The organism is Myxococcus sp. MH1, from assembly GCF_059738865.1.
In genome coordinates this window covers 8,278,963-8,298,676 of the sequence record NZ_AP026947.1, presented here as the reverse complement: position 1 = coordinate 8,298,676, position 19,714 = coordinate 8,278,963, and the positions used below count along the sequence as shown (strand labels likewise).

16 protein-coding genes are annotated in these 19,714 nt (G+C 70.7%); 13 read left to right on the top strand and 3 right to left on the bottom strand.

Going from position 1 to position 19,714, the window contains the following annotated elements; translation table 11 throughout:
- Nucleotides 1-140: 140 nt before the first annotated feature.
- From AC6JA9_RS32595 to AC6JA9_RS32585, 3 genes are read left to right on the top strand one after another with little or no spacing between them, the layout of a single operon-like run.
- The gene (locus AC6JA9_RS32595; RefSeq protein WP_223748186.1) at nt 141-506 is read left to right on the top strand and encodes a PilZ domain-containing protein; all 366 of its coding nucleotides are present in this window, start codon (nt 141-143) and stop codon (nt 504-506) included.
- A 34-nt stretch (nt 507-540) separates the two neighbouring features.
- A complete protein-coding gene (locus AC6JA9_RS32590) occupies nt 541-945 on the top strand; it encodes a cytidine deaminase (RefSeq protein ID WP_497958342.1) in 405 nt (134 codons plus the stop codon).
- Between the two features lie 17 nt (nt 946-962).
- The gene (locus AC6JA9_RS32585) at nt 963-2,306 is read left to right on the top strand and encodes a 5'-deoxyadenosine deaminase (protein ID WP_267699853.1); all 1,344 of its coding nucleotides are present in this window, start codon (nt 963-965) and stop codon (nt 2,304-2,306) included.
- A gap of 9 nt (nt 2,307-2,315) precedes the next feature.
- Here AC6JA9_RS32585 and AC6JA9_RS32580 read toward each other — a convergent pair whose 3' ends face one another.
- The gene (locus tag AC6JA9_RS32580; protein ID WP_223748189.1) at nt 2,316-3,626 is read right to left on the bottom strand and encodes a sensor histidine kinase; all 1,311 of its coding nucleotides are present in this window, start codon (nt 3,624-3,626) and stop codon (nt 2,316-2,318) included.
- A gap of 307 nt (nt 3,627-3,933) precedes the next feature.
- On the opposite strand from AC6JA9_RS32580, the gene AC6JA9_RS32575 reads away from it, so the two are divergent.
- The 3 genes from AC6JA9_RS32575 (at nt 3,934) to AC6JA9_RS32565 (ending at nt 6,748) form a co-directional block, all read left to right on the top strand.
- Nucleotides 3,934-4,671 (top strand): PspA/IM30 family protein, encoded by a 738-nt coding sequence (locus tag AC6JA9_RS32575; RefSeq protein ID WP_141328147.1) that lies wholly within the window; start codon nt 3,934-3,936, stop codon nt 4,669-4,671.
- A gap of 43 nt (nt 4,672-4,714) precedes the next feature.
- Nucleotides 4,715-5,902 (top strand): ABC transporter substrate-binding protein, encoded by a 1,188-nt coding sequence (locus tag AC6JA9_RS32570; RefSeq protein WP_223748190.1) that lies wholly within the window; start codon nt 4,715-4,717, stop codon nt 5,900-5,902.
- Nucleotides 5,903-5,980: 78 nt separating this feature from the next.
- Nucleotides 5,981-6,748 carry a hypothetical protein gene (locus AC6JA9_RS32565; RefSeq protein ID WP_223748291.1) on the top strand — a complete coding sequence of 256 codons (768 nt, stop codon included), beginning with the start codon at nt 5,981-5,983 and terminating at the stop codon, nt 6,746-6,748.
- 24 nt (nt 6,749-6,772) lie between these two features.
- On the opposite strand, the gene AC6JA9_RS32560 is transcribed toward AC6JA9_RS32565, so the two are convergent.
- Nucleotides 6,773-7,033: a hypothetical protein gene (locus AC6JA9_RS32560; protein WP_223748191.1), complete on the bottom strand. Its 261-nt coding sequence runs from the start codon at nt 7,031-7,033 to the stop codon at nt 6,773-6,775.
- Nucleotides 7,034-7,430: 397 nt separating this feature from the next.
- On the opposite strand from AC6JA9_RS32560, the gene AC6JA9_RS32555 reads away from it, so the two are divergent.
- The 7 genes from AC6JA9_RS32555 (at nt 7,431) to AC6JA9_RS32525 (ending at nt 18,354) form a co-directional block, all read left to right on the top strand.
- The gene (locus AC6JA9_RS32555) at nt 7,431-9,200 is read left to right on the top strand and encodes a hypothetical protein (protein WP_497958341.1); all 1,770 of its coding nucleotides are present in this window, start codon (nt 7,431-7,433) and stop codon (nt 9,198-9,200) included.
- A gap of 151 nt (nt 9,201-9,351) precedes the next feature.
- Complete coding sequence (locus tag AC6JA9_RS32550; RefSeq protein WP_408889483.1) at nt 9,352-11,010, top strand: hypothetical protein; 1,659 nt, start codon at nt 9,352-9,354, stop codon at nt 11,008-11,010.
- On the top strand, nt 11,007-11,708 hold the full coding sequence (locus AC6JA9_RS32545) for an ABC transporter ATP-binding protein (protein WP_223748194.1): 702 nt from the start codon (nt 11,007-11,009) through the stop codon (nt 11,706-11,708). The genes AC6JA9_RS32550 and AC6JA9_RS32545 overlap by 4 nt, the downstream gene beginning before the upstream one ends.
- Entirely contained in the window at nt 11,705-12,985 is a 1,281-nt protein-coding gene (locus tag AC6JA9_RS32540) for an ABC transporter permease (RefSeq protein ID WP_497958340.1), read from the top strand. Before AC6JA9_RS32545 ends, AC6JA9_RS32540 begins: the two co-directional genes overlap by 4 nt.
- On the top strand, nt 12,982-13,764 hold the full coding sequence (locus AC6JA9_RS32535) for a hypothetical protein (protein WP_408889486.1): 783 nt from the start codon (nt 12,982-12,984) through the stop codon (nt 13,762-13,764). Before AC6JA9_RS32540 ends, AC6JA9_RS32535 begins: the two co-directional genes overlap by 4 nt.
- Before the next feature lie 119 nt (nt 13,765-13,883).
- A complete protein-coding gene (locus tag AC6JA9_RS32530; RefSeq protein WP_497958339.1) occupies nt 13,884-16,511 on the top strand; it encodes a serine/threonine-protein kinase in 2,628 nt (875 codons plus the stop codon).
- An 85-nt stretch (nt 16,512-16,596) separates the two neighbouring features.
- On the top strand, nt 16,597-18,354 hold the full coding sequence (locus AC6JA9_RS32525) for an ATP-binding protein (protein WP_223781790.1): 1,758 nt from the start codon (nt 16,597-16,599) through the stop codon (nt 18,352-18,354).
- Nucleotides 18,355-18,366: 12 nt separating this feature from the next.
- Here AC6JA9_RS32525 and AC6JA9_RS32520 read toward each other — a convergent pair whose 3' ends face one another.
- Nucleotides 18,367-19,443 (bottom strand): L,D-transpeptidase family protein, encoded by a 1,077-nt coding sequence (locus tag AC6JA9_RS32520; RefSeq protein ID WP_497960790.1) that lies wholly within the window; start codon nt 19,441-19,443, stop codon nt 18,367-18,369.
- Nucleotides 19,444-19,714: the final 271 nt, after the last annotated feature.

Here is a 19,714-nt window from a genome sequence, read left to right as displayed (position 1 = left end):
GGACTTCAACGGATGCCAGCAGTCATGCGAGCGGAGCGGGTGTGGATGCGCACCTTCCGGAGAGGGTGTCTCCGGAGGCGGGCCGTCCCGCGGGCGCTCCCGACGGTGACGCGGGCATGAGTGGCAGGACTGGAACGGCGATGGCCGAGAGGAACGACTCGATGAGCGACAAGGCCGAGGACCGGCGCGACTCCCCCCGGATTCCCATGCGCCTGAAGGTGCGCCGGGCGGGAAGCTCGACGGAGTTCGAGACACGTGAGGGCGACCTGTCCATTGGCGGCTGCGCCTGGAACGGGCCGGGGCTGGAGGCGGGGGCCCAGGTGGAGGTGCGCTTCCAGCTCCCCATCCTCCCCGACGAGGTCGAGGCCCGCGGCGAGGTGCTGCACGTGACGAACGGCCCGCAGGGGCCCGCCGCGCACGTGCGCTTCGTGGACCTGCCGGTGGAGGCGGAGCTGGCCATCGCCCGCCACCTGGATGACCGGCGGCTGGCCGGCGAGCCGGGCTGAGTCCACCCGCGGCACCTTGTTGGAGGAGGGCGACATGGCGGACGAGATTGCCTGGGAGCGGCTGTACGAGGAGGCCACCCGGGTGCGCGAGCGGGCGCACGTGCCGTACTCCCGCTTCCCCGTGGGGGCGGCGGTGCTCTACGCGGACGGCTCCGTGGTGGCGGGCTGCAACGTGGAGAACGCGACCTACGGCCTCACGGTGTGCGCCGAGCGCAACGCCCTGGCCGCGGGCGTGGCCCAGGGGCGCAAGCAGCCGGTGGCGGTGGCCGTGGTGGCCAACCCCGAGGCGCCGGTGCCCCCGTGCGGCATGTGCCGACAGGTGATGGCGGAGTTCGCGGGGCCGAACCTGCCCGTGCGCAGCCGCTCCCCGAGCGGGGTCGAGGCGCGCTACACCCTGGGCGAGCTGCTGCCGCACGCCTTCACCAAGGACTTCCTCTAGAGAGAGCGCGAGTACCCGTGGATTTGCTTCTGACCGGCGGTACCGTGGTGACGATGAACCGCGAGCGCGAGGTGCTCGTGGGCGCGGACGTGCTCGTGCAGGACGGGCGCATCGCGAAGGTGGGCCGGGGCCTGAAGGCCCGGGGCACGCGGCGCGTGGTGGACGTGACGGGCAAGGTGGTGCTGCCCGGCCTCATCCATGGCCACCTGCATGCCTGCCAGACCCTGTTCCGCGGTCGCGCGGACGGGCTGGAGCTGCTCGACTGGCTGCGCGAGCGCATCTGGCCGTACGAGGCGTCCCACGACGCGGCCTCCATGCGCGCGTCGGCGGACCTGACGTTCGCGGAGCTCATCCGCTCGGGCTCCACGGCGGCGCTCGACATGGGCAGCGTGCACCACTACGACTCGGTCTTCGAGTCCGCGCGGGACTCGGGGTTCCGGCTGGTGGGCGGCAAGGCGATGATGGACGCGGGCGCCAGCGTGCCCGCGGGCCTGCGCGAGTCCACCGCCGACTCGCTCTCCGAGAGCCTGGCGCTCTTGGAGAAGTGGCACGGCACGCACGAGGGACGCCTGCGCTACGCCTTCGCGCCGCGCTTCGTGTTGTCGTGCACGCCGGAGCTGCTGCGGGAGGTGGCCCGGCTGTCGCGCGAGAAGGGCGTGCGCATCCACACGCACGCGAGCGAGAACGCGAAGGAGACGGAGGCGGTGCGCCAGTACACGGGCGGCCGCGACAACGTCGACTTCTTCCACACGGTGGGGCTCACGGGCCGGCACGTGACGCTGGCCCACTGCGTGTGGCTGTCCGCCGAGGAGCAGGAGATCCTCCGCGAGACGCAGACGGTGGTGTGCCACTGCCCCGGCTCCAACCTGAAGCTGGCGTCGGGCATCGCCAAGGTGCCGGAGCTGCTCGAGGCCGGGGTGTCGGTGGCGCTGGGCGCGGACGGCGCGCCCTGCAACAACACGCTCGACCTGTTCCACGAGATGCGGCTCGCGGCGGTGATGCACAACCCGCGCGTGGGCCCGCTGGCGATGACGCCCATGCGCGTGCTGGAGATGGCCACGCTGCACGGCGCCAGGGCGCTGGGGCTGGAGGACGAGGTGGGCTCGCTCGAGTCCGGCAAGCGCGCGGACATCACCGTCGTGGACCTGGGCGGCCTGCACGCGGGGCCCACGCCGGAGGACGTGCTGGTGCCGCTGGTGCACTCGGCGCGCTCCAGCGACGTCACCCACGTGTTCATCGACGGGCGGCCGGTGCTCAAGGACGGCGTGCTGACCACGCTGGACGCGGCGTCGGTGCTCTCCAGCGCGAAGTCCAACGTGGAGCGCATCCTCAAGCGCAAGAAGCAGCGCGCCCGGGGCTGACGGGCGACGTCAGGCGGGCAGGCGCACCACGAAGGAGGTGGGCCAGCCCGGCGTGTCCTCCACGGCCACCCTGCCGCCGTGGGCCTCGGTGGCCAGCCGCGCGAAGTACAGGCCCAGGCCGTAGCCCCGGCGGCTGTCGCGCTCCGGGGCGCCCTGCACGTACTTGTCGAACAGCTTGTCGCGCAGGTCCGCGGGGATGGGCGGGCCGTCGTTGCGCACCGCCAGCCAGGGGCCGCGTGCGTCCGCTCCACCCTCCAGGCGCACCTTGCCGCCGGTGGGCGCGTAGCGCAGGGCATTGGTGGCCAGGTTCTCCACGACGCGCGTGAGCAGGTCCGCGTCGCCCTGGAGGGCCAGCCCCTCGGGCAGGGTGATGTCCAGGGTGAGCCGGCGCGCGCGGGCCACGCTCTCCAGCGAGCGCCGCACGTCCTCCAGGAGCCGGAGCGCGTCGAGCGGCACCTTGCGCGGCGCCAGCCGCCCCTGCTCCAGCCGGGACACGTCCATCAAGTCGGTGATCATGCGGTCCAGGCGCGCGGTGACGGCCAGTCCCGTGTTCGCGGACTCGTTGAGGGGCCCCTGGGGCAGCTCCTGCTGCATCCACGACAGCGTCATCGTCAGGGCCGACAGCGGCGAGCGCAGGTCATGGACGAGGAACTGCGTGAGCAGCTCCTTGTCTCGCTGGAGCGCGCGCAGCTCGTCGTTCTTCTCGTGCTCCTCGTCGAGCAGCCGGGCGATGAGGGTCCGCGCCTCCTCCACCTCCTGGAAGCGTCGGGCCTCCAGGGCCCGGTCCACCTCCACGCGGGTGAGGGCGCCGGCGAGCACGCGCAGCCGCCCGGTGCCGTAGTGCTTCACCGCGGCCACCATCATCAGCGTGACGACGGCGATGAGCACCGCGCCCCAGCCCACGCCCGCCTCGCGCATCAGCGCGGCCTGGGCCACGGACGACAGCGCGGCGGTGCCGTAGACGACGATGGGGCGCAGGGTGAGCCCGCTGAGCGTCACCACCAGCGCGAAGAGGCCCAGGCTGAAGCCCGCCACTCCCGCGGGGAACGGGGAGATGGGCAGCGCCAGGTGTTGGAGGCCGTACACCAGCGCGACGTCCACCGGGGCCTGCAGCACCCCCAGCCAGCTCGCCTCCGGGCGGTGCCTCACGACGAAGAGCACGGCGGCCACGCCCACGTAGGGCGCGAGCAGCAGCGGGTAGGGCGTCCAGTCCTCTCCACCCGTCAGCCAGAGCGTCGTGGTGACGAGCAGGAAGAGCGACGCGCCCACCAGCCGCACCGCCGCTCCCGTGCCCAGGATGCTCCGGCGTTGGGCATCCACCGCCCTCGCCAGCGATTCGTCATAGGAGGAATGGGGCCAACCCGGGGCGATGTCCACGCGGGGGGAGGTTTTCCCGCTTCGCGTCCGTGGAGCAAGCCCCCCAACCGGGGGAGCCCACCGGATAGCGGCTCGAGGGGCCTCACGCGGGGCTTGCGAGCGGGAAGGCGCGGGTGGACTTGTGGGTGGTCGGCAATCGCCTTAGGTGAGTTCGCGTAGCACTGATCAGAGGGGTGATGTGGCTGCTTGCACGCCCCGGAGTTCGTGTAAGGTGGCTGCAAGTAGGTCTGGACGGAGGTAGACCAGCGATATGTGGGACAGACTCAAGAGGGCGTTGCGCAGCTTCGCGGGCTTCTTCGTCTCCTCCATCGAGGATCCGGAGCTCATCCTCGAGCAGAACATCCGTGACCTGAACGACCAGGTCCCGAAGATGAACGAGTCCATCGCCATGGTTCGGGCGAACGTGACGCTGCTGGAGAAGGAGAACGCCAAGTACAAGGACGACGTGCGCGGGCTGACGGCCAAGGTGAAGGCCGCCATCCAGGCCGGTCGCGACGACCTGGCGGCGCAGTACGCGACGAAGCTCCAGGTGGAGAAGGAAGCGCTGGAGCGCAACGAGGCGCAGCTGAACACGGCGCGTCTGGCGTACGAGAAGGCGCTGAACGTCAAGAAGGCGTTCATGCGGGAGAAGGACCGCAAGACGGCGGAGGCCATGACGGCCATCCGTGACGCGCGGCGCGCCAAGTGGCAGGCCAAGGTGGCCGACACGATGGAGTCCTTCACCGTCGCCGGCATCGACTCGACGCACGACGAGATGCTGCGCAAGGTGGAGGAGCGCACCGCCGTGAACGAGGCGCGCATGCAGATGGCGCTCGAGTCGGTGGACCACCAGTCCGCGCAGATTGAAGAAGAGGCCGAGAAGATCCAGGCCAACGAGCTGGTGAAGCAGTTCAAGATGGAGATGGGGTTGATGGACAGCCCCGCCCCGGTGTCCGACGTGAGCGGGCAGACGGGGAAGACCATCGGCAAGAAGGTCGGCGTCGAGTAGCGTGTCGGCGCATGGAGAAGGGAAGAGCCCCGGACACTGACGGATGAAGCTCCACCGCGGACCAGGTCTCTTCCTCTTCTTGTTCCTGTGTGTGCTGGGCGCGGCCTGGGTGGTCGCGTCCCGCATGGGATATCTGGACACCCTCCAGGCCCGCTTCTTCCCCTCGGTGCGCGAGGCGGTGCGGCTGTCGCCCGGTGACTTCCCCGCGGGCGTGTCCGCGCCGGTGGCGGACGTGGCCTCGGTGCCGCTTCGGCCCGTGCTCATCGGCTTCACGGCGCGCGGCTCGGCGGCGAGCCTGCTGGTGGCGGCCGGCGGGGCGACGACGCTGGACAACCCGGCGGCGCCTCCGGGCGCGGCGCAGGGCGTGCTGAAGACGGCCTATGCGCTGGATGCGCGCGCGGTGCTCTTCGCCCGGGAGGAGGAGCTGCGGCAGGCCCTGGCCATCGGCGCGGAGAACGGCGGCGTGGACATGGGCTTCCTGTCGGTGGACCGGCTGGCGTCCTGGGCGCCGGGCCTGCGGGACGCCGCGCCGCGCACGTTGCTGCTGGTGGGGCGAAGCCGGGGGCAGGAGGCGCTCGCGGCGGTGGGCGTCACGGACCTGGCGAGCCTTCGAGGCAAGCGCGTGGGCGTCTACCCGTTCAGCTCCACGCACTACTTCGCGCTGTGGGTGCTGGCTCGGGCGGGGCTGAGGACGACGGACGTGAAGTGGGTGGACCTGCCGTCCACGCTGGACGCGGGGCGGGCGCTACGCGAGGGCCGCGCGGACGCGGTGGTGGGGCTGTGGGGCGACGTGGAGCTGGCGGCGCGGGACAGGGGTGGGGCGGTGCTGGCGACGACGGCGGACGCGCCGCACCTGGTGGCCACGGTGCTGGTGGCGCGGGGGGACTTCGCGGCGCGCTACCCGGACGCCGTGCGGCGGGTGCTCAGAGGGATGCTGGACGCGGGGCAGGCGGTGCTGAAGGACCCGGCGGCGGGGGCGAGGATGTTGGGGGAGGTGGCGCCGTACCTGGGAGACCCGACGGAGGCCATCCGCAGCGCGCCGCCGGCGACGCTGGCGGACAATCGAGCGTTCTTCGGTCTTTCCGGCGAGGCGCCGGTCACCTATGACGAGCTGTACCAGAGCGCCGCCGCGCTCTTCCAGAAGCTCAAGCAGGGACCACCGGTGCCACTCGCGGAGGATACGAGGGACCTGGGGGCGTTGAAGTACGTGTCGGAGGCGCGCGGTCCCTGAAGCAGCGGCGACCGAGCGACCGGGCAGGGGAGGTCGGACGTGGCGAAGAAGTCTCCGAACTACATCAAGGCCGCATTCATGATGCCCGCCAACCTGATGGGGTTGGGCACGGCGGCGGCGTCCGCGGCGGTGACGGGCGAGCCGTTGCCCGCGCTCATCGCGCTGGGGTTGGAGGGGCTCTACCTGGCGCTCTTCTCGTCGATGCCGCGCTTCCAGCGGGCCATCCGCTCGCGGGAGCCCTCGGACCCGGAGGCGGCGCGCAAGGCGGTGGACTCGCTGCTGGCGGACCTGGCGCCGTCGCAGCGTGAGCACTACCAGCAGCTGGTCGGGCTCAAGGAGAAGATCCTCGCCAACTACCGCAAGCTGCCGGGCGGCAAGGTGCTGGAGTCCGACAGCGAGCCCCGGCTGGATGCGCTCCTGACGTCGTTCCTGCGGCTCATCTCCACGCTGAACCAGTACCGCTCGTACCTGAACAGCTCCGACCGGGGAAACCTGGAGAAGGACGTGCGCGAGCTGGAGGAGGACGTGGCGCGCGAGACGAACCCCCGGTTGAAGGACGTGAAGCAGAACCGGGTGGACATCCTGCGCAAGCGGCTGGCGCGCTTCGAGCAGGCGAGCGAGAGCCGCGAGGTGGTGAGCCACCAGCTGGCCGGCATCGAGGACATGATGCGGCTGACGCACGAGCAGTCCATCGCCATCCGGGACCCGGAGGTGGTCAACCGCCAGCTCACCATGCTGAGCGCGGAGGCCGAGGCCACCGAGGAGTCCGTGCGGCAGATGGAGCAGTTCCTGGAGTTCACCGAGGAGACGCGCGGCCCGCTGCCGCATGGCTCGCGGGTGCGCTGAGCCCGGGCGTCCAGGGGCCTGGCCTCAGTCCTGGTCGGGCCCGGTGCGCCGGCGCGATGACCGCAGTGCCCGGGTTCGTGTGAGGAGCCACCGTGGGGCCTCCTCCAGGAACGTGAAGACGGCGACGAAGACGAAGCCGAGAAGGGGCAACGCGTAGGCGCCCAGCCAGCCTCCCAGCGCGAGCCCGACGAGGCCGAGCAGGGGATGAAGGACCCAGCCCTGCACGGCGCCGATTCCGGCGCCGGCGAGGATGCCGAGGATCACCAACAGCTCGATGAGGGGCATGGGCGGGACGCTCCTGGGAGAGGAGTGCGCTCGCCTGTTCAATCCCCGTGCCCTGGGGGCCGTCGAGGAGGCTCGACCGCGAGCAGGTGCCTGCTCGCGTCAATCTGTCCCGTGCGGGCCCGTGCGGGCTGACGTGAAGGAGCCCCAAACCGCGCCTTCCTCAGGGGCGTCAGGGCCAGGCCCTCTCCAAGATGGGAGGGATTGACCTGTCATTGAGGGTGGATGTGGCCGTTCGCGAGTGAATGGGGTCTGGCAATGAATTGGGTCCCCGTCCGCGGGGATGCGCGGTTCGTCCCAGGGCGTGAAGTGAAGAATTGCGTCTTGGAATGATGGGGTGGTGTCTGTTCTGTGGCAGGATTGAGCGCTGAAGAGTACGGGGCCGGCGAAATGGACTGACATGGATGGCGTTCGTTTGGGCGTCACGCTGGAGGACTCGCGTGTGCGCCGAGGCGTCGAGCCCGGGGTGCTCATCACCTTGGGGAGTGTCGCGCTCGTCATGGCCCTGGCGTTGCCGCGAATCCTCGCGCGCGTCAGGGATAGCGATTTCCTGGAGCTGGCGGCATCCATCCAGGACGACAGCTTCTACTACCTGCTGCCCGCGTATCACTTCAAGACGAAGCTCTTCTTCACCTTCGATGGGCACTCGCCGAGCTATGGCTTCCAGCCGATGTACGAGCTGCTTCTGGCCGGGCTCGCCTTCTTCCACGATGACTTCGAGTCCTTCTTCCGTGGCGCGATGGCGCTGGGCGTGTGGCTGCACGTGCTCACCAGCTTCCTCATCGTGTTGCTGGTGATGCGAGTCGCCGACGCGAAGGCTCCATGGCTGAGGGCCCTGCAACTCGCGCTGGCGGGCGTGGCGGGGCTCTTCTATTTCACGCGCGGCACCGTGCTGCTCAGCGCGATGACGTGCAAGGAGAACGCGCTGACGGCCCTGGTGTTCGTGGGGTTGCTGCTCGTGGCCACGACAGATGCGCGGACCTCCGAGGAGCGCCGCCGGATGTCCGGGGTGGTGGGGCTGGGGCTCTCCGCGCTGCTGCTGTGCCGGATGTTGCCCACGTCGTTGGTCATCGTGGGGCTGGTGGGGCTCGGGGCACTGCTGCGCTGGCGGCGCCCCTGGGCGCTGATGGGCGCGTTCACGGTCCCGCTCATGCTGTGGTTCGGCTATGCCACCCTCGCGTTCGGTCACCCGCTGCCGACCTCGGCGCGAGTGAAGGCCCTCGCGTCCAGCTCCCTGCCCATCACCTGGGACGTGGTGTCCACGGAGGGCTGGGGCTACCTGCAGAGCGCATTGACCTTCGCGATGGGGATGCCGGGGCGGCTCTACCTGCCTCAGCAAGATGTGGGCCGGGTGGTGTTCAGTTCGAACCAGGGCGCTCTCTGGATGACCCTCGCCGTGGCGACGCTCGTGGCGCTCATCCTCGCGGGCCGCTGTCGGAGCCGTCGGGAGCTTCGGGGCTCATCGGCGGTCATCGGACTGGTGGCCGCGCTCCTGGTGGGCCTGCTCTTCGCCTACGTGGCGCAGGGCTCGCTCATCGCGACGCGTCGGCCCGGCGAGCTCACGTACTATGTCTGGTATGTCTTCGATGCACCGGTGCTCTTCGCCGTGGCGCTCGGCGTCGCGTGTGTCCGAGGGCTGTCGATGCTGGAAGACGCGCGTGAGTCCTGGCGCGAGAAGGCCCTTCCAGGAAGGCCCGCGACGCTCGCCCTCGGCGTGGTGATGGTGGCGGGGGCCCTGTCCGTGTTCATCGCGCGGGTGCCCCGGGAGTACGGCAAGCTGTCGCGGCTCCAGCCCTTCACGTCCTTCGACCCGGTGTCGCAGTCCTGGCCGCACACGATGATTCGCGCGGGGCTGTGGCTGAAGCAGAACGTCCCGCTCCAGCCTGGAGAGCGGGTGGCCTGCTACAGCTGCGGCTCACTCGGGATGTTGCTGCCCGAGCACGTGATGAACCTGGATGGCCTCGCGAATGATGACTCGGCGCGCTACCTGCTCGGCGGCTCCACCACCACGCCGTACGTGACGAAGATGCGCCCTCGCTTCTACATCGATGTCCACCCGGTGGACTTCGACGCGGCGGGCATCCAGGTGAAGCCGCTTCACATCCTGCCGTTCGGCTTCAAGCGCAAGCCGGGCTACCTCATCGCGGAGCTGAGCTACCCGTCGCCCTGAGAGGGGCAGGCGACCGGGACCTCGCGGGACAGGGGGCGGCCAGACGTGGGACGTTGGCTGGCCGTCATACGGCCTCCTCGGCCGGGAGCCGGACGTCCGCCCCGCACAGGATTCCATTGACTCTCCGGCCCAGCCGTCCTGTCCTGCCGTCATGTTCCGCCGAGCCTGGTTTCCGACCCTCCTCCTCCTGCTCGCCGTCGCGGGCTGCTCGCGCTGTGGCAAGGACCAGGGCCCCGTCGCCCCGAGTGCCTCCGGCCCGGCGCGCTACCTGCCACGCGACGCGCAGGCGTCCGTCGTCATCCACGACCTCGGCGCGCTCGGAGAGAAGCTCGCGCGCTTCCAGCACCTGAAGGTCGCCTCCTTCGCCGCGCAGCTGCAGAGCTTCTCCTCCGCGGAGGGCTACGTGAACGCGGTGATGCGCCAGATGGGTGTGGACCTGCGCAGCCGCCAGGCCCTGGAGGCCGCCGGGCTCGCCCCGGAGAAGGGCGCCGGCGCCGCGTTCCTCGGTGAGAGCCGCGCCGTCTCCGTCGTCGGCGTCAAGGATGCCCAGAAGCTCGAGGAGACCTTCGCCGGCTTCGCGCGCACCCGCCTGGGCGCGTCCGAGCGGAAGGAGGAGGGTGGCGCGGGCGGCAAGCTCGTCACCTTCAGCCGCCCCGGTTCCGCCACCGCCGCGCTGGGACTCTTCTTCATCGACGGCGGCCAGTTCGCCCTCCTGGGCGTGGGCCCGTCCGTCGCGTCGCTGCGGCCCCTGGCCACGCAGCCCGAGGACAAGTCGCTCACGAAGGAGCCCGTCCTCACCGCGTCCCTCGCGCGGCTGCCCTCCAAGCGCGACTTCCACGTGTACCTCCCCGGCGGCGCGGGCCTGCTGGTGCCCGCCGGCACGGTGCAGGGCCTCACGCTCACCGGCCTCGTCGAGGAGCGCGCCCTCACCCTGCACGCCGACGCGCCGTGGCCCGACACCAAGCCGTCGCTCGCGGCGCTGGACCCGGTGAAGGACGCCGTGGACCTGCGCGGCTTCCTGCCCCAGGACAGCTTCCTCGTCGCGCGCTTCCAGGGAGACCCGTCGCACCTGGACGGCGTGTGGCCCTACCTCGTCGGCGACTACCTGACGCGCGCGGTGCAGAAGAGCGGGCTCGACGTGAAGGCGGAGGTGCTCGACAACTTCAAGCCGGGCACGGTGCTGGGCATCTCCCTGTCGCCCAAGGTGCAGCTGGGCTCGGGCATGCCCGCGCTGGACCTGCGCCGCACCAACCCGTTCCGCTTCGTGAACCTCGTCGCCCTGTCGGACCTGGAGAACCCGGAGCGCACGAAGGGCCTGCTGGAGAAGCTGCCCCAGCTCGCCACCGACTTCGGCGCCAAGGTGGAGGCCGCGGACCTCAAGGGCCAGCGCGTCTACCTCACGTCCTACCGAGCGGGGGAGGGCGCCCACTTCGCGCTCGCGCCCAACGGCAAGCTGCTGGTGGCCTCGCCCCAGTCGCAGCTGGAGGCCTCGCTCGCCGCGCTCACCCAGAAGGCCGCGGAGGGCCAGGTGGCCGCGGACCTGAAGGACGTGGGCAAGGACGCCGCCTTCAGCGCGGTGCTCGACTTGCGGCGCCTGTCGGACTCGGTGAAGAACCTTCCCTCGGAGGCGTGGGGCATCGGCGGCTTCGCCATCAAGGCCACCACCGTGCGCTGGCTGGAGGCCACCGACGATTTGCGCGCGGTGACGCTGGCCGTGTCGCGCAAGGAGCGCGCGCTCCAGGCCGAATTGTCCCTGCGCCTCACGCCGACGGCTCCGTCCTCCACCACGACCCAGCCGGCCACTCCGTGATTCAAGCCCGAGACGTCACCAAGGAATACCTCGATGGCGATGGCACCCGGGTGCGGGTGCTCGACGGGATGTCCCTCGACGTGGACGACGGGGACTTCGTCGCGGTGGTGGGCCCGTCCGGCAGCGGCAAGTCCACGCTGCTGCACCTGTTGGGGGGGCTGGACATCGACTACCGGGGCGAGGTGAAGGTGGGCGGCGTGACGCTCAGCGGATTGAAGGACGCCGCGCTCGCGCGCTTCCGCAACACGCACGTGGGCTTCGTCTTCCAGTCCTTCCACCTCATCCCCAACCTCTCCGCGCTGGAGAACGTGCTGCTCCCCTCGTACTTCGGTCCCCGCACGCCCGAGGCCGTCAAGCGCGCGGAGGCGCTGCTGGAGCGCGTGGGCCTGGGCGCGAAGAAGGACCGCGCGCCGGTGCGCCTGTCCGGCGGCGAGCGTCAGCGCGTGGCCATCGCCCGGGCGCTCTACGGCGGCCCGAAGCTGCTGTTGTGCGACGAGCCCACGGGCAACCTGGACGCGGCCACCGGTGACGGCGTCATCCAGTTGTTCCGCGAGCTGCACAAGGAGGGGCTCACCGTGCTGGCCGTCACCCACGAGGACCGGATGAGCGCGGCCGCCCGGCGCGTGCTGCGGCTCAAGGAGGGCAAGCTCGTGGAGGAGCGCGCCACGTCCCAGGTGGCCTCGGGAGGTGTCCCGTGAGGTTGGATGCGCTGTCGCGACTGGTCCGGCTGAGCCTCGCGCGCGAGCGCCGGGGCGCGTTCTTCTCCGCCTTCGGCGTGGCCATGGGCGTGGGCACGCTCGTGTTCTTCATCGGCCTGGGCCTGGGCGTGGGCGCGGTCATCCGCGAGAAGATCTTCCCCACCGACGCGCGGCTGGTGGACGTGGTGCCCTCGTCGGTGTCGCTGGGCTCGCTGCTCGGCGGCGGCAAGCTGGACCGGGAGGCGGTGGAGCGGCTCACCGCGCTGCCCGGCGTGGAGTCCGCGTACCGGAAGATGAACGTGCGCGTGCCCGCGGTGACGCGCTACGACGGCGTCTTCTTCGGCACGAAGCTGCGCATGGGCATGGAGGTGCTGGCCATGGGCGTGGAGCCGGCGCTCGTGAAGGGCGACGTGCAGATGGGCGAGTTCAAGGACCCCGGCGAGGGCCAGCCCATCCCCGCGCTCGTGTCCACGCGCCTGTTGGAGCTGTACAACAAGACCTTCGCCCCCGCGCGCAAGCTGCCGCAGCTGTCCGCGAACATGATTGTCGGCTTCGGCTTCCCGGTGGAGTTCAACCGCTCCTACGTGTCCCAGTCCGCCACCGGCCCCACCACGTCCGCGCAGACGCAGGTGGTGGGCGCGTCCGACCGCGCCATGTTCGCCGGCATCACCATCCCGCTGGAGACGGCGGTGCGCCTCAACCGCGCGGCGGGCGTGGACGCGGACAGCTACTCGGGCGTGACGCTGGTGGCCAAGGACCCGTCCCACGTGCCCGCGCTGGTGGACGCGGTGAAGGGGATGGGGCTGGAAATCGATGACCAGGAGCGGCGCATGGCGGAGAACACCGGCGCCGCGGTGGCGCTCACCACGTCCGCGTTGGCGCTCCTGTCCATCCTCATCTGCTTCCTGGCGGCGGTGAACATCGCCCACGCGCTGTCGGCCTCGGTGCGCGCTCGCGCCAAGGAGATTGGCGTGATGCAGGCGGTGGGCGCGTCGCGCTCGGACATCCGGGCCATCGTGCTGGCCGAGGCCGCCGTGGTGGGGCTGGCCGGGGGCACCATCGGCACCGGGGTGGCGCTCGCCGCGTCCCTCGCCGTCAACCGGCTCGCCGCCAGCTACCTGCCCAACTTCCCGTACAAGCCGGACAGCTTCTTCTCCTTCCCCTGGCCCGTGGTGCTCGGGGGTGTGGTACTGGGACTCCTGGCCGCGTTGGCGGGGGCCTACTTCCCCAGCCGCCGCGCCGCCGCCACCGACCCCGCACGGACGCTCGCAGGATGACGCTTCCCTCCCGTAAGACGCTGTTGGGCAACCTGCTCAGCCTGGCCGCACTCGGTTGGATCTACGGAGGAGACCTCGCCGACGCCGTGCGGGCCCGGAGCGCGGACGTGTCCGCCCTCATCGAGCTGCCCTCGCCGGTAAGGCCCGCGGTGGTGCTCGGCCTGACCGTGCTCGCCGTGGGCGTGGCCCTCTTCGGCGGGCTCGCGCGGGGCAGGGCCGACGACTTCAAGGGCTACCGCCTTCTGCCCATCCTCCTGGTGGGCGCGCTCTTCTTCGACCTGATGCTCGCCGAGAGCCGCATCCCCATCGAGCCCACGGACGCGGCCTCCATGGCCCTGCAGCGCTTCCAGAAGCTGGCCCAGGAGCAGTCCACCCAGGACGCCGTCGTGGAGGACCCCCGCGTGCTCCAGACCTTCCTGGAGCAGCTCGGCCGCCCGCCCTACCTGGTGCGGGGGGAGCAGCTCCCCGGGTACACCCTCCAGGTCCGAAAGGACTGCGAGGGCCCGGTACGAGAAGCCCCAGGGGTGCGCCCTGGCACGCTCCTGTACTGCGTGGCCCCCGAGCGCAAGGGCGCGTGGGTGACGCTGGTGGGCCTGGCCGCGGAGACGCGCTTCGGTCCCCCCGAGGTGCTCTCCGTCGGGGGCCAGACACGCTTCCTGCTCGTGCAGCCCGCCCTGGGCGAGGAGGCCCCCGAGCCGGGCACCGCCTTCCGCGACGCCCAGGCCCCCTCCACGGATGTCGCCGCGGACGCGGGGAGCACCTCCAGTCTCCAACCTTGAGAAAAACGCGCCGCTACGCGCCTGTTGCCTGCTCGCCTGGAGGGCGCGTGGGAGGTGCCGTGTGGTTGACCCTGCGGACGGGCGATCGCTAGGCTCGCGTTGAACGGACCCTCCCCCACGTGACGACCTCTCAACCGAAGCGGCAGCCCATTCCATTTGGGAAGTACCTCCTTCTGGACCGCATCAACATTGGCGGCATGGCGGAGGTGTGGCGTGGCAAGCAGTTCGGCGCGAGCGGCTTCGAGCGGCTCGTGGCCATCAAGCGCATCCTGCCGAACATCGCGGAGGACGAAGAGTTCATCTCGATGTTCATCGATGAGGCGAAGATCAGCGTCCAGCTGAGCCACGCCAACATCGCGCAGATCTACGAACTGGGGCAGATCGCCAGCAGCTACTTCATCTCGATGGAGTACATCCCCGGCAAGGACATGCGGGCCATCTTCGACCGCTGCCGGAAGAAGGGGGAGCCGGCGCCGGTGCCGCTGGTGGCGTTCTGCATCTCCAAGATGTGCGAGGGCCTGGACTACGCCCACCGGAAGAAGGACGGGATGGGGCGGGACATGAACATCGTCCACCGCGACATCTCGCCGCAGAACGTCCTGCTGTCCTTCGAGGGCGAGGTCAAGGTCATCGACTTCGGCATCGCCAAGGCCGCGGGCAAGGCGACCAAGACGCAGGCCGGCATCCTCAAGGGCAAGTTCGGCTACATGAGCCCGGAGCAGATCCGCGGCCTCCCGTTGGACCGCCGCTCGGACGTGTTCGCCATCGGCGTGTGCCTCTACGAGATGCTCACGGGCGAGCGCCTCTTCGTGGGTGACAGCGACTTCAGCGTGCTGGAGAAGGTGCGCAAGGCGGAGGTCCCCGCGCCGTCCACGTACAACCGGCGCATCCCGGAGACGCTCGAGAAGATTGTGATGCGCGCGCTCGCCAAGGACGTGGACGAGCGCTACCAGTACGCCAGCGAGCTGGGCGACGACCTGCAGCGCTTCCTCATCACCAGCGAGACCATCTTCGGCCGCAAGGACCTCATGCAGTACATGAAGTCCACCTTCGCGGAGGAAGTGGAGCGCGAGAAGCAGCGCCTGTCCGACTACGCCGACATCCGTCCCCCCGAGGGCATGCTCGCGGCGCTGGACGCGGCCGGCTTCAGTAGCATGCCCTCCCAGGCCGCCGCGCCACAGCCCGTCGCGGCGCCTCCGCCCGTGGCCGTGCCCGTGGTGCAGCCGGTGGCCCCGCAGCCCCGGTCCACCGCGACCATGGGCGCCGTGTCGCCCGGAGGCGTGCGCCGCTCGCCCACGCTGGCCGCGCTGCCCAAGCTGACGGCGGCCACCGCCGCGCCCGCGCCGAAGGAGGACGAGGTCCAGGCCACGCAGCTCGTCTCCAGCGACCACGTCTTCGAGGACAGCCCGGAGCCCACCACGCAGCCCGGCGCCAACGTGGGCCGCACCGTCACCCCGCTGGAGACGCGCGCCCAGGAGGAGGACGAGGAGGAGCCCACCACGGGCAAGACGGCCGTCCTGCCGGTGGCGCCGCCCCAGGCCCAGCCGCAGCCTCCGCGCCTGTCGCAGGCGTCCATGCCGGTGTTGTCGCCGTCCGGACCGCCGGTGGTCCGTCCCTCGACGACGGTGCCCACGCTGGTGCCGCCGGAGGTCGCCGCGTCGGCGCCCCGCGGCAGCCGGGGTGGGGGAGAGTCGCTGCCGCGCATCGTGCGCGAGGCGCCTCCCGACGTGTCGCAGGGCATCTCGCGCTCGGCGCTCCCGCCCGACGTGTCGCAGGGGATCTCCCGCCAGGCGCTGACGGAGGGGCTCCAGGGAGGCTCGCGTCCTCCCTCGCCGCCTCCCATGCTCGGCGCGGGCGCTCCGGTGGCCAAGCCGCCCGCGCGCCCGGTGGCGCACGAGGAGGAAGAGGAGGAGGAGCGCTCGACGACGGCGGTGCCCGCGCTCGGCCGACGGGGCCTGGACAAGCGGGTGCTGTACGCCGTGTGCAGCCTCGTGGCCCTGGTGGTGCTCGGTGGACTTGGCTGGGCGCTGTCCCGTCCGGGACAGGGCTACGTGATGCTCGACCTGCAGCGCGTTCCGTCGGAGGTGCGCGGCCGCGTGCAGGTGCTGCTGGACACCCAGCCCATCGCGGTGGAGGGCCCGGGGACGTCGGTGCTGCGCGAGGTGACGGCCGGCCAGGTGATGGTGACGGTCAGCGCGGAGGGCTACAAGACCTTCGTCCGCACGCTCGAGGTCAAGAGCGGCAAGGAAGTCATCCCGGTGGAGGTGGTGCTGGAGAGCCTGGTGCGCACCGCGTCGCTGGTGCTCGTCACCCAGCCGGCCGACGCCCAGGTGAAGGTGGACGGCAAGGTGGTGCGCGAGCAGGGCCAGACGGATGCGTTCATCAAGGGCGTTCCGGTGGGCGCGGACCCGTGGGTGGTGGAGGTGAGCGCCCCCCAGCACAAGTCCGCGTCCAAGCGCGTGTCGGCGTCCGGTGAGGGGCCGACCGAGGTGGCGGTGAAGCTGGAGCCGGTGGTGTCCAAGCTGTCGGTGCGCATCGACTCCAAGCCGGCAGGCGCGGTCATCTTCGCGGGCAGCCGGGAACTGGGGGCGACGCCCACCACGGTGCAGGTGTCGCCGAACGAGCGCCAGCTCACCCTGAAGCTGCGCTGCCACAACGACGCGGAGGTGGAGGTCCCGGCGCCCGAGGCCGGAGAATCCATCGCCACGACGACGGTTTCGCTCAAGCGCCAGCCGCGCTGCCGTTAGATTCCATGAAATCGAGCCCCGCTTCCCTTCGTGGGAAGCGGGTGTGTCGACTCCCTTCGTGGGGAGTGACAGGAGGCGTGTGTCCGTGAGCAAGGTACGCAAGGTCCACAAGGAAGATCCGCTGGCGGACCTCCCCCGCTGGGCGCAGCAGCTTGCGCGCAAGTACTACACGAAGACGGTGAGCACCTTCCTGCTCTACGGAGCGGTGAGGGACCTGCAGCCGCTCAAGATGGAGGACGACTCGCTGGGCTTCGGCACGCTCAAGACCTTCCTCTCCGAGGAGCTCTTCGGCGGACGGGACCACGTCCTCTTCTATGATCGCTCGTCGGGCATCCGCTCGGCCACGCCGGAGACGCAGAAGGACCTGGCGCGGACGATGTCCGGGTACGACGCGATGTACGGCACCGACTACGCCAAGGTCATGCCGAGAGACCCGGGCCGGGCGCTCCAGATTCTGGAGAACTTCCTGCGGATGCGGCTGAGCGAGGGGCGCTCGCTGGCGCTCATCATCGACTTCGCGGAGACGCTGGTGCCGGGCGGCGAGATTTCGCACCTGTCCTCCGAGGACCGCTTCGTGCTGGCCACGCTGGACAAGTGGGCGCACGACCCGCAGTTCCTCGCGGGTGACGTGTCCGTGGTGCTGCTGGCGGAGAACCTGGCGGACATCGCGCCGCGCATCTCCCGCAACCCGTACGTCGCGCCGATTGAATTGCCGCTGCCCACCGAGGAGGAGCGGCTGGAGTACGTGCGCTACAAGCTGGAGGGCAAGCGGCTGCAGTCGCTGTCCGACGTGCCGCTCGCGGGCCTGGCGAAGATGACGGCGGGTCTGTCGCGCATCAACCTGGACCGGGTGCTCACCGAGGCGCTGGAGCGCGAGGTGCGCATCACCGCGGAGCTCCTCAAGGAGAAGAAGAAGGAGATCATCCAGGCGGAGTGCCACGGCCTGTTGGAGTTCATCGAGCCGGCGCACACCCTGGACGCGGTGGCGGGTCACGCCAAGGCGAAGCAGATGCTGCGGCAGGCCGCCTCCGCGCTGAAGAAGGGGCGCCTGGAGGTCATGCCCATGGGCTACCTCTTGTCGGGCCCCGTGGGCACGGGCAAGACGTTCATGGTGAGCTGCTTCGCCGGGGAGATTGGCATCCCGGTGGTGAAGTTCCTGAACTTCCGCAGCCAGTGGCAGGGCGTCACCGAGGCCAACCTGGAGAAGATCTTCAACCTGCTCAAGGCCCTGTGGCCGGTGGCGGTGATGATCGACGAGGCGGACACGTTCCTGGGCAACCGCGACTCGGGCGGGGACTCGGGGACGAGCAGCCGCGTGTTCGGCTCGATTGCCTCCTTCATGGGCAACACGCAGTACCGCGGGAAGATCGTCTGGTTCCTGATGACGGCGCGGCCGGACCTGCTGCCCATCGACCTGAAGCGGCAGGGTCGCGCCGAGGAGCACCTGGCGCTCTTCTATCCGCAGACGGACGCGGAGCGCGACGAGCTGTTCCAGGCCATGTCCAAGAAGACGGGCGTGTCCGTGGAGGGCATCGAGTCCTACTCCAAGCTGATTCCGGAGGGCGTGCGCGCCTTCAGCGGCGCGGACATCGAGGCCGTCATGGTGCGCTCGAAGTTCCGCGCGCTGGCCGAGGGGCGCGAGGCCGTGTCCAAGGAGGACCTGGTCGCGGTGCTCGCGGACTTCGTGCCGCCCAGCTACCCGCTGGAAATCGAGCTGCAGAACCTGGTGGCGGTGCAGGAGTGCACCAGCCGCGAGCTGCTCCCGGAGGTCTACCGCACGGTGGACCGCGACCTCATCACCCGTCGGGTGCGGGAGCTCAAGGCGCTGCTCGAGGAGGGGTAAGCGGCTCGTCGGTCAGGAGACCGGCACCGGGGCTGCTGCGCCCAGGTGCGGGTCGTTCACGTGCTCCACGATGGCCACGCGGTCCCCCGCGGACAGCGCGTCGTGGAGCACGATGATGGCCTCGTTCGAGTGACGGATGCAGCCATGGGACACGTCCATGCCGAGCAGGGCGGGGGCGTTGGTGCCATGCAGCTCCTCGGCGGAGTGGCGTCCGTCCGCCCACGACAGGTCGAGGATGCGCGTGCCGAAGACGTGCTTGTCGTTCCAGAGGCGAGCCCCGGCGGCCTCGGCGGCGGCCTGGTCCAGACGTGAGCGGACGACCTTGAGGCCCGCGCGCGTGGGCGTGGCCTGGGTGCCCGAGGCGTTGGGGAAGATGTCCACCAGTCGCCCTTCCGCGTCGTAGAGGAAGGTGCGGTGCTCGCGCAGCGCGACGATGACGCGCACGGGCTGGCCTTCGTAGATGGCGGGAGGAATCCCGCGCGATTGTCCGCGGGCACCGGGCGCGGGCGCCAGCGAGTCGAGCGCCTTGAGCGTGGCCGCGTCCAGCGCGCCCGTCACCTTGATGCCCGGCAGCGTGCGGCTGGCGTGCACCTGGAAGTTGCGCAGCGCGCGGACCGTCTGGGGACCGAACTGTCCGTCCGCGCCGCCGTGCAGGGCGAAGCCCATCTCGAGCAGCGCGCCCTGCACCGCGCGGATGCCCTCACCGCGTGAGCCCGGGCCGAGCACCTCCTGTCCCGAGGCCACGGGCGACAGCTGTACGACGTCGGCGAAGCGCGCGTTGCCGAGCGGGGAAGGCGAGGGTGTCCATGTGGAGAGGCCCCAGCCGTTCACCGAGCCTGCGAGCGGGGTGGTGTCGTGTTGGGAAACCCGCGACGAGGTGGCCGGCTTCACGGCGCCGAGGCCAGCCTTGGATACGAGTGACGCGCGGGCTTGCGCATCCGCCAGGCTCGCGGGCAGCGCGAGCGTGGGCTCCAGATTCAGCGACGCGCGAGCTTGCGCATCCCCCCGGCTCGCGGACAGCGCGATTGTGAGACTCGGCTCGGGCGGCACGAGGCCCTTCGCGCTTGCGAAGCTGGAGGCCATCGGCATCACGGGGGACGGCTCGCGCGAGGCGCGCGCTTTCGCATCATCCTGACGCGCAGACAGGGGGAGCACGGGCCTCGGCTCTGGTGGCACGTGGCCCTTCGCGCTTGCGATGCTGGAGGCCATCGGCATCGCCGGGGTCGCCTCGGGGGCCACGCGGGCGATCTCATCCGCCAGGCTCGCGGAGAGCGTGGGCCTCGGTTCGACGGAAGCGACTGTTCGCGAGTTGGCATCTGGCGCGCTGACCGCCGCCGGGTGCGCGTGTCCGCCCAACCAC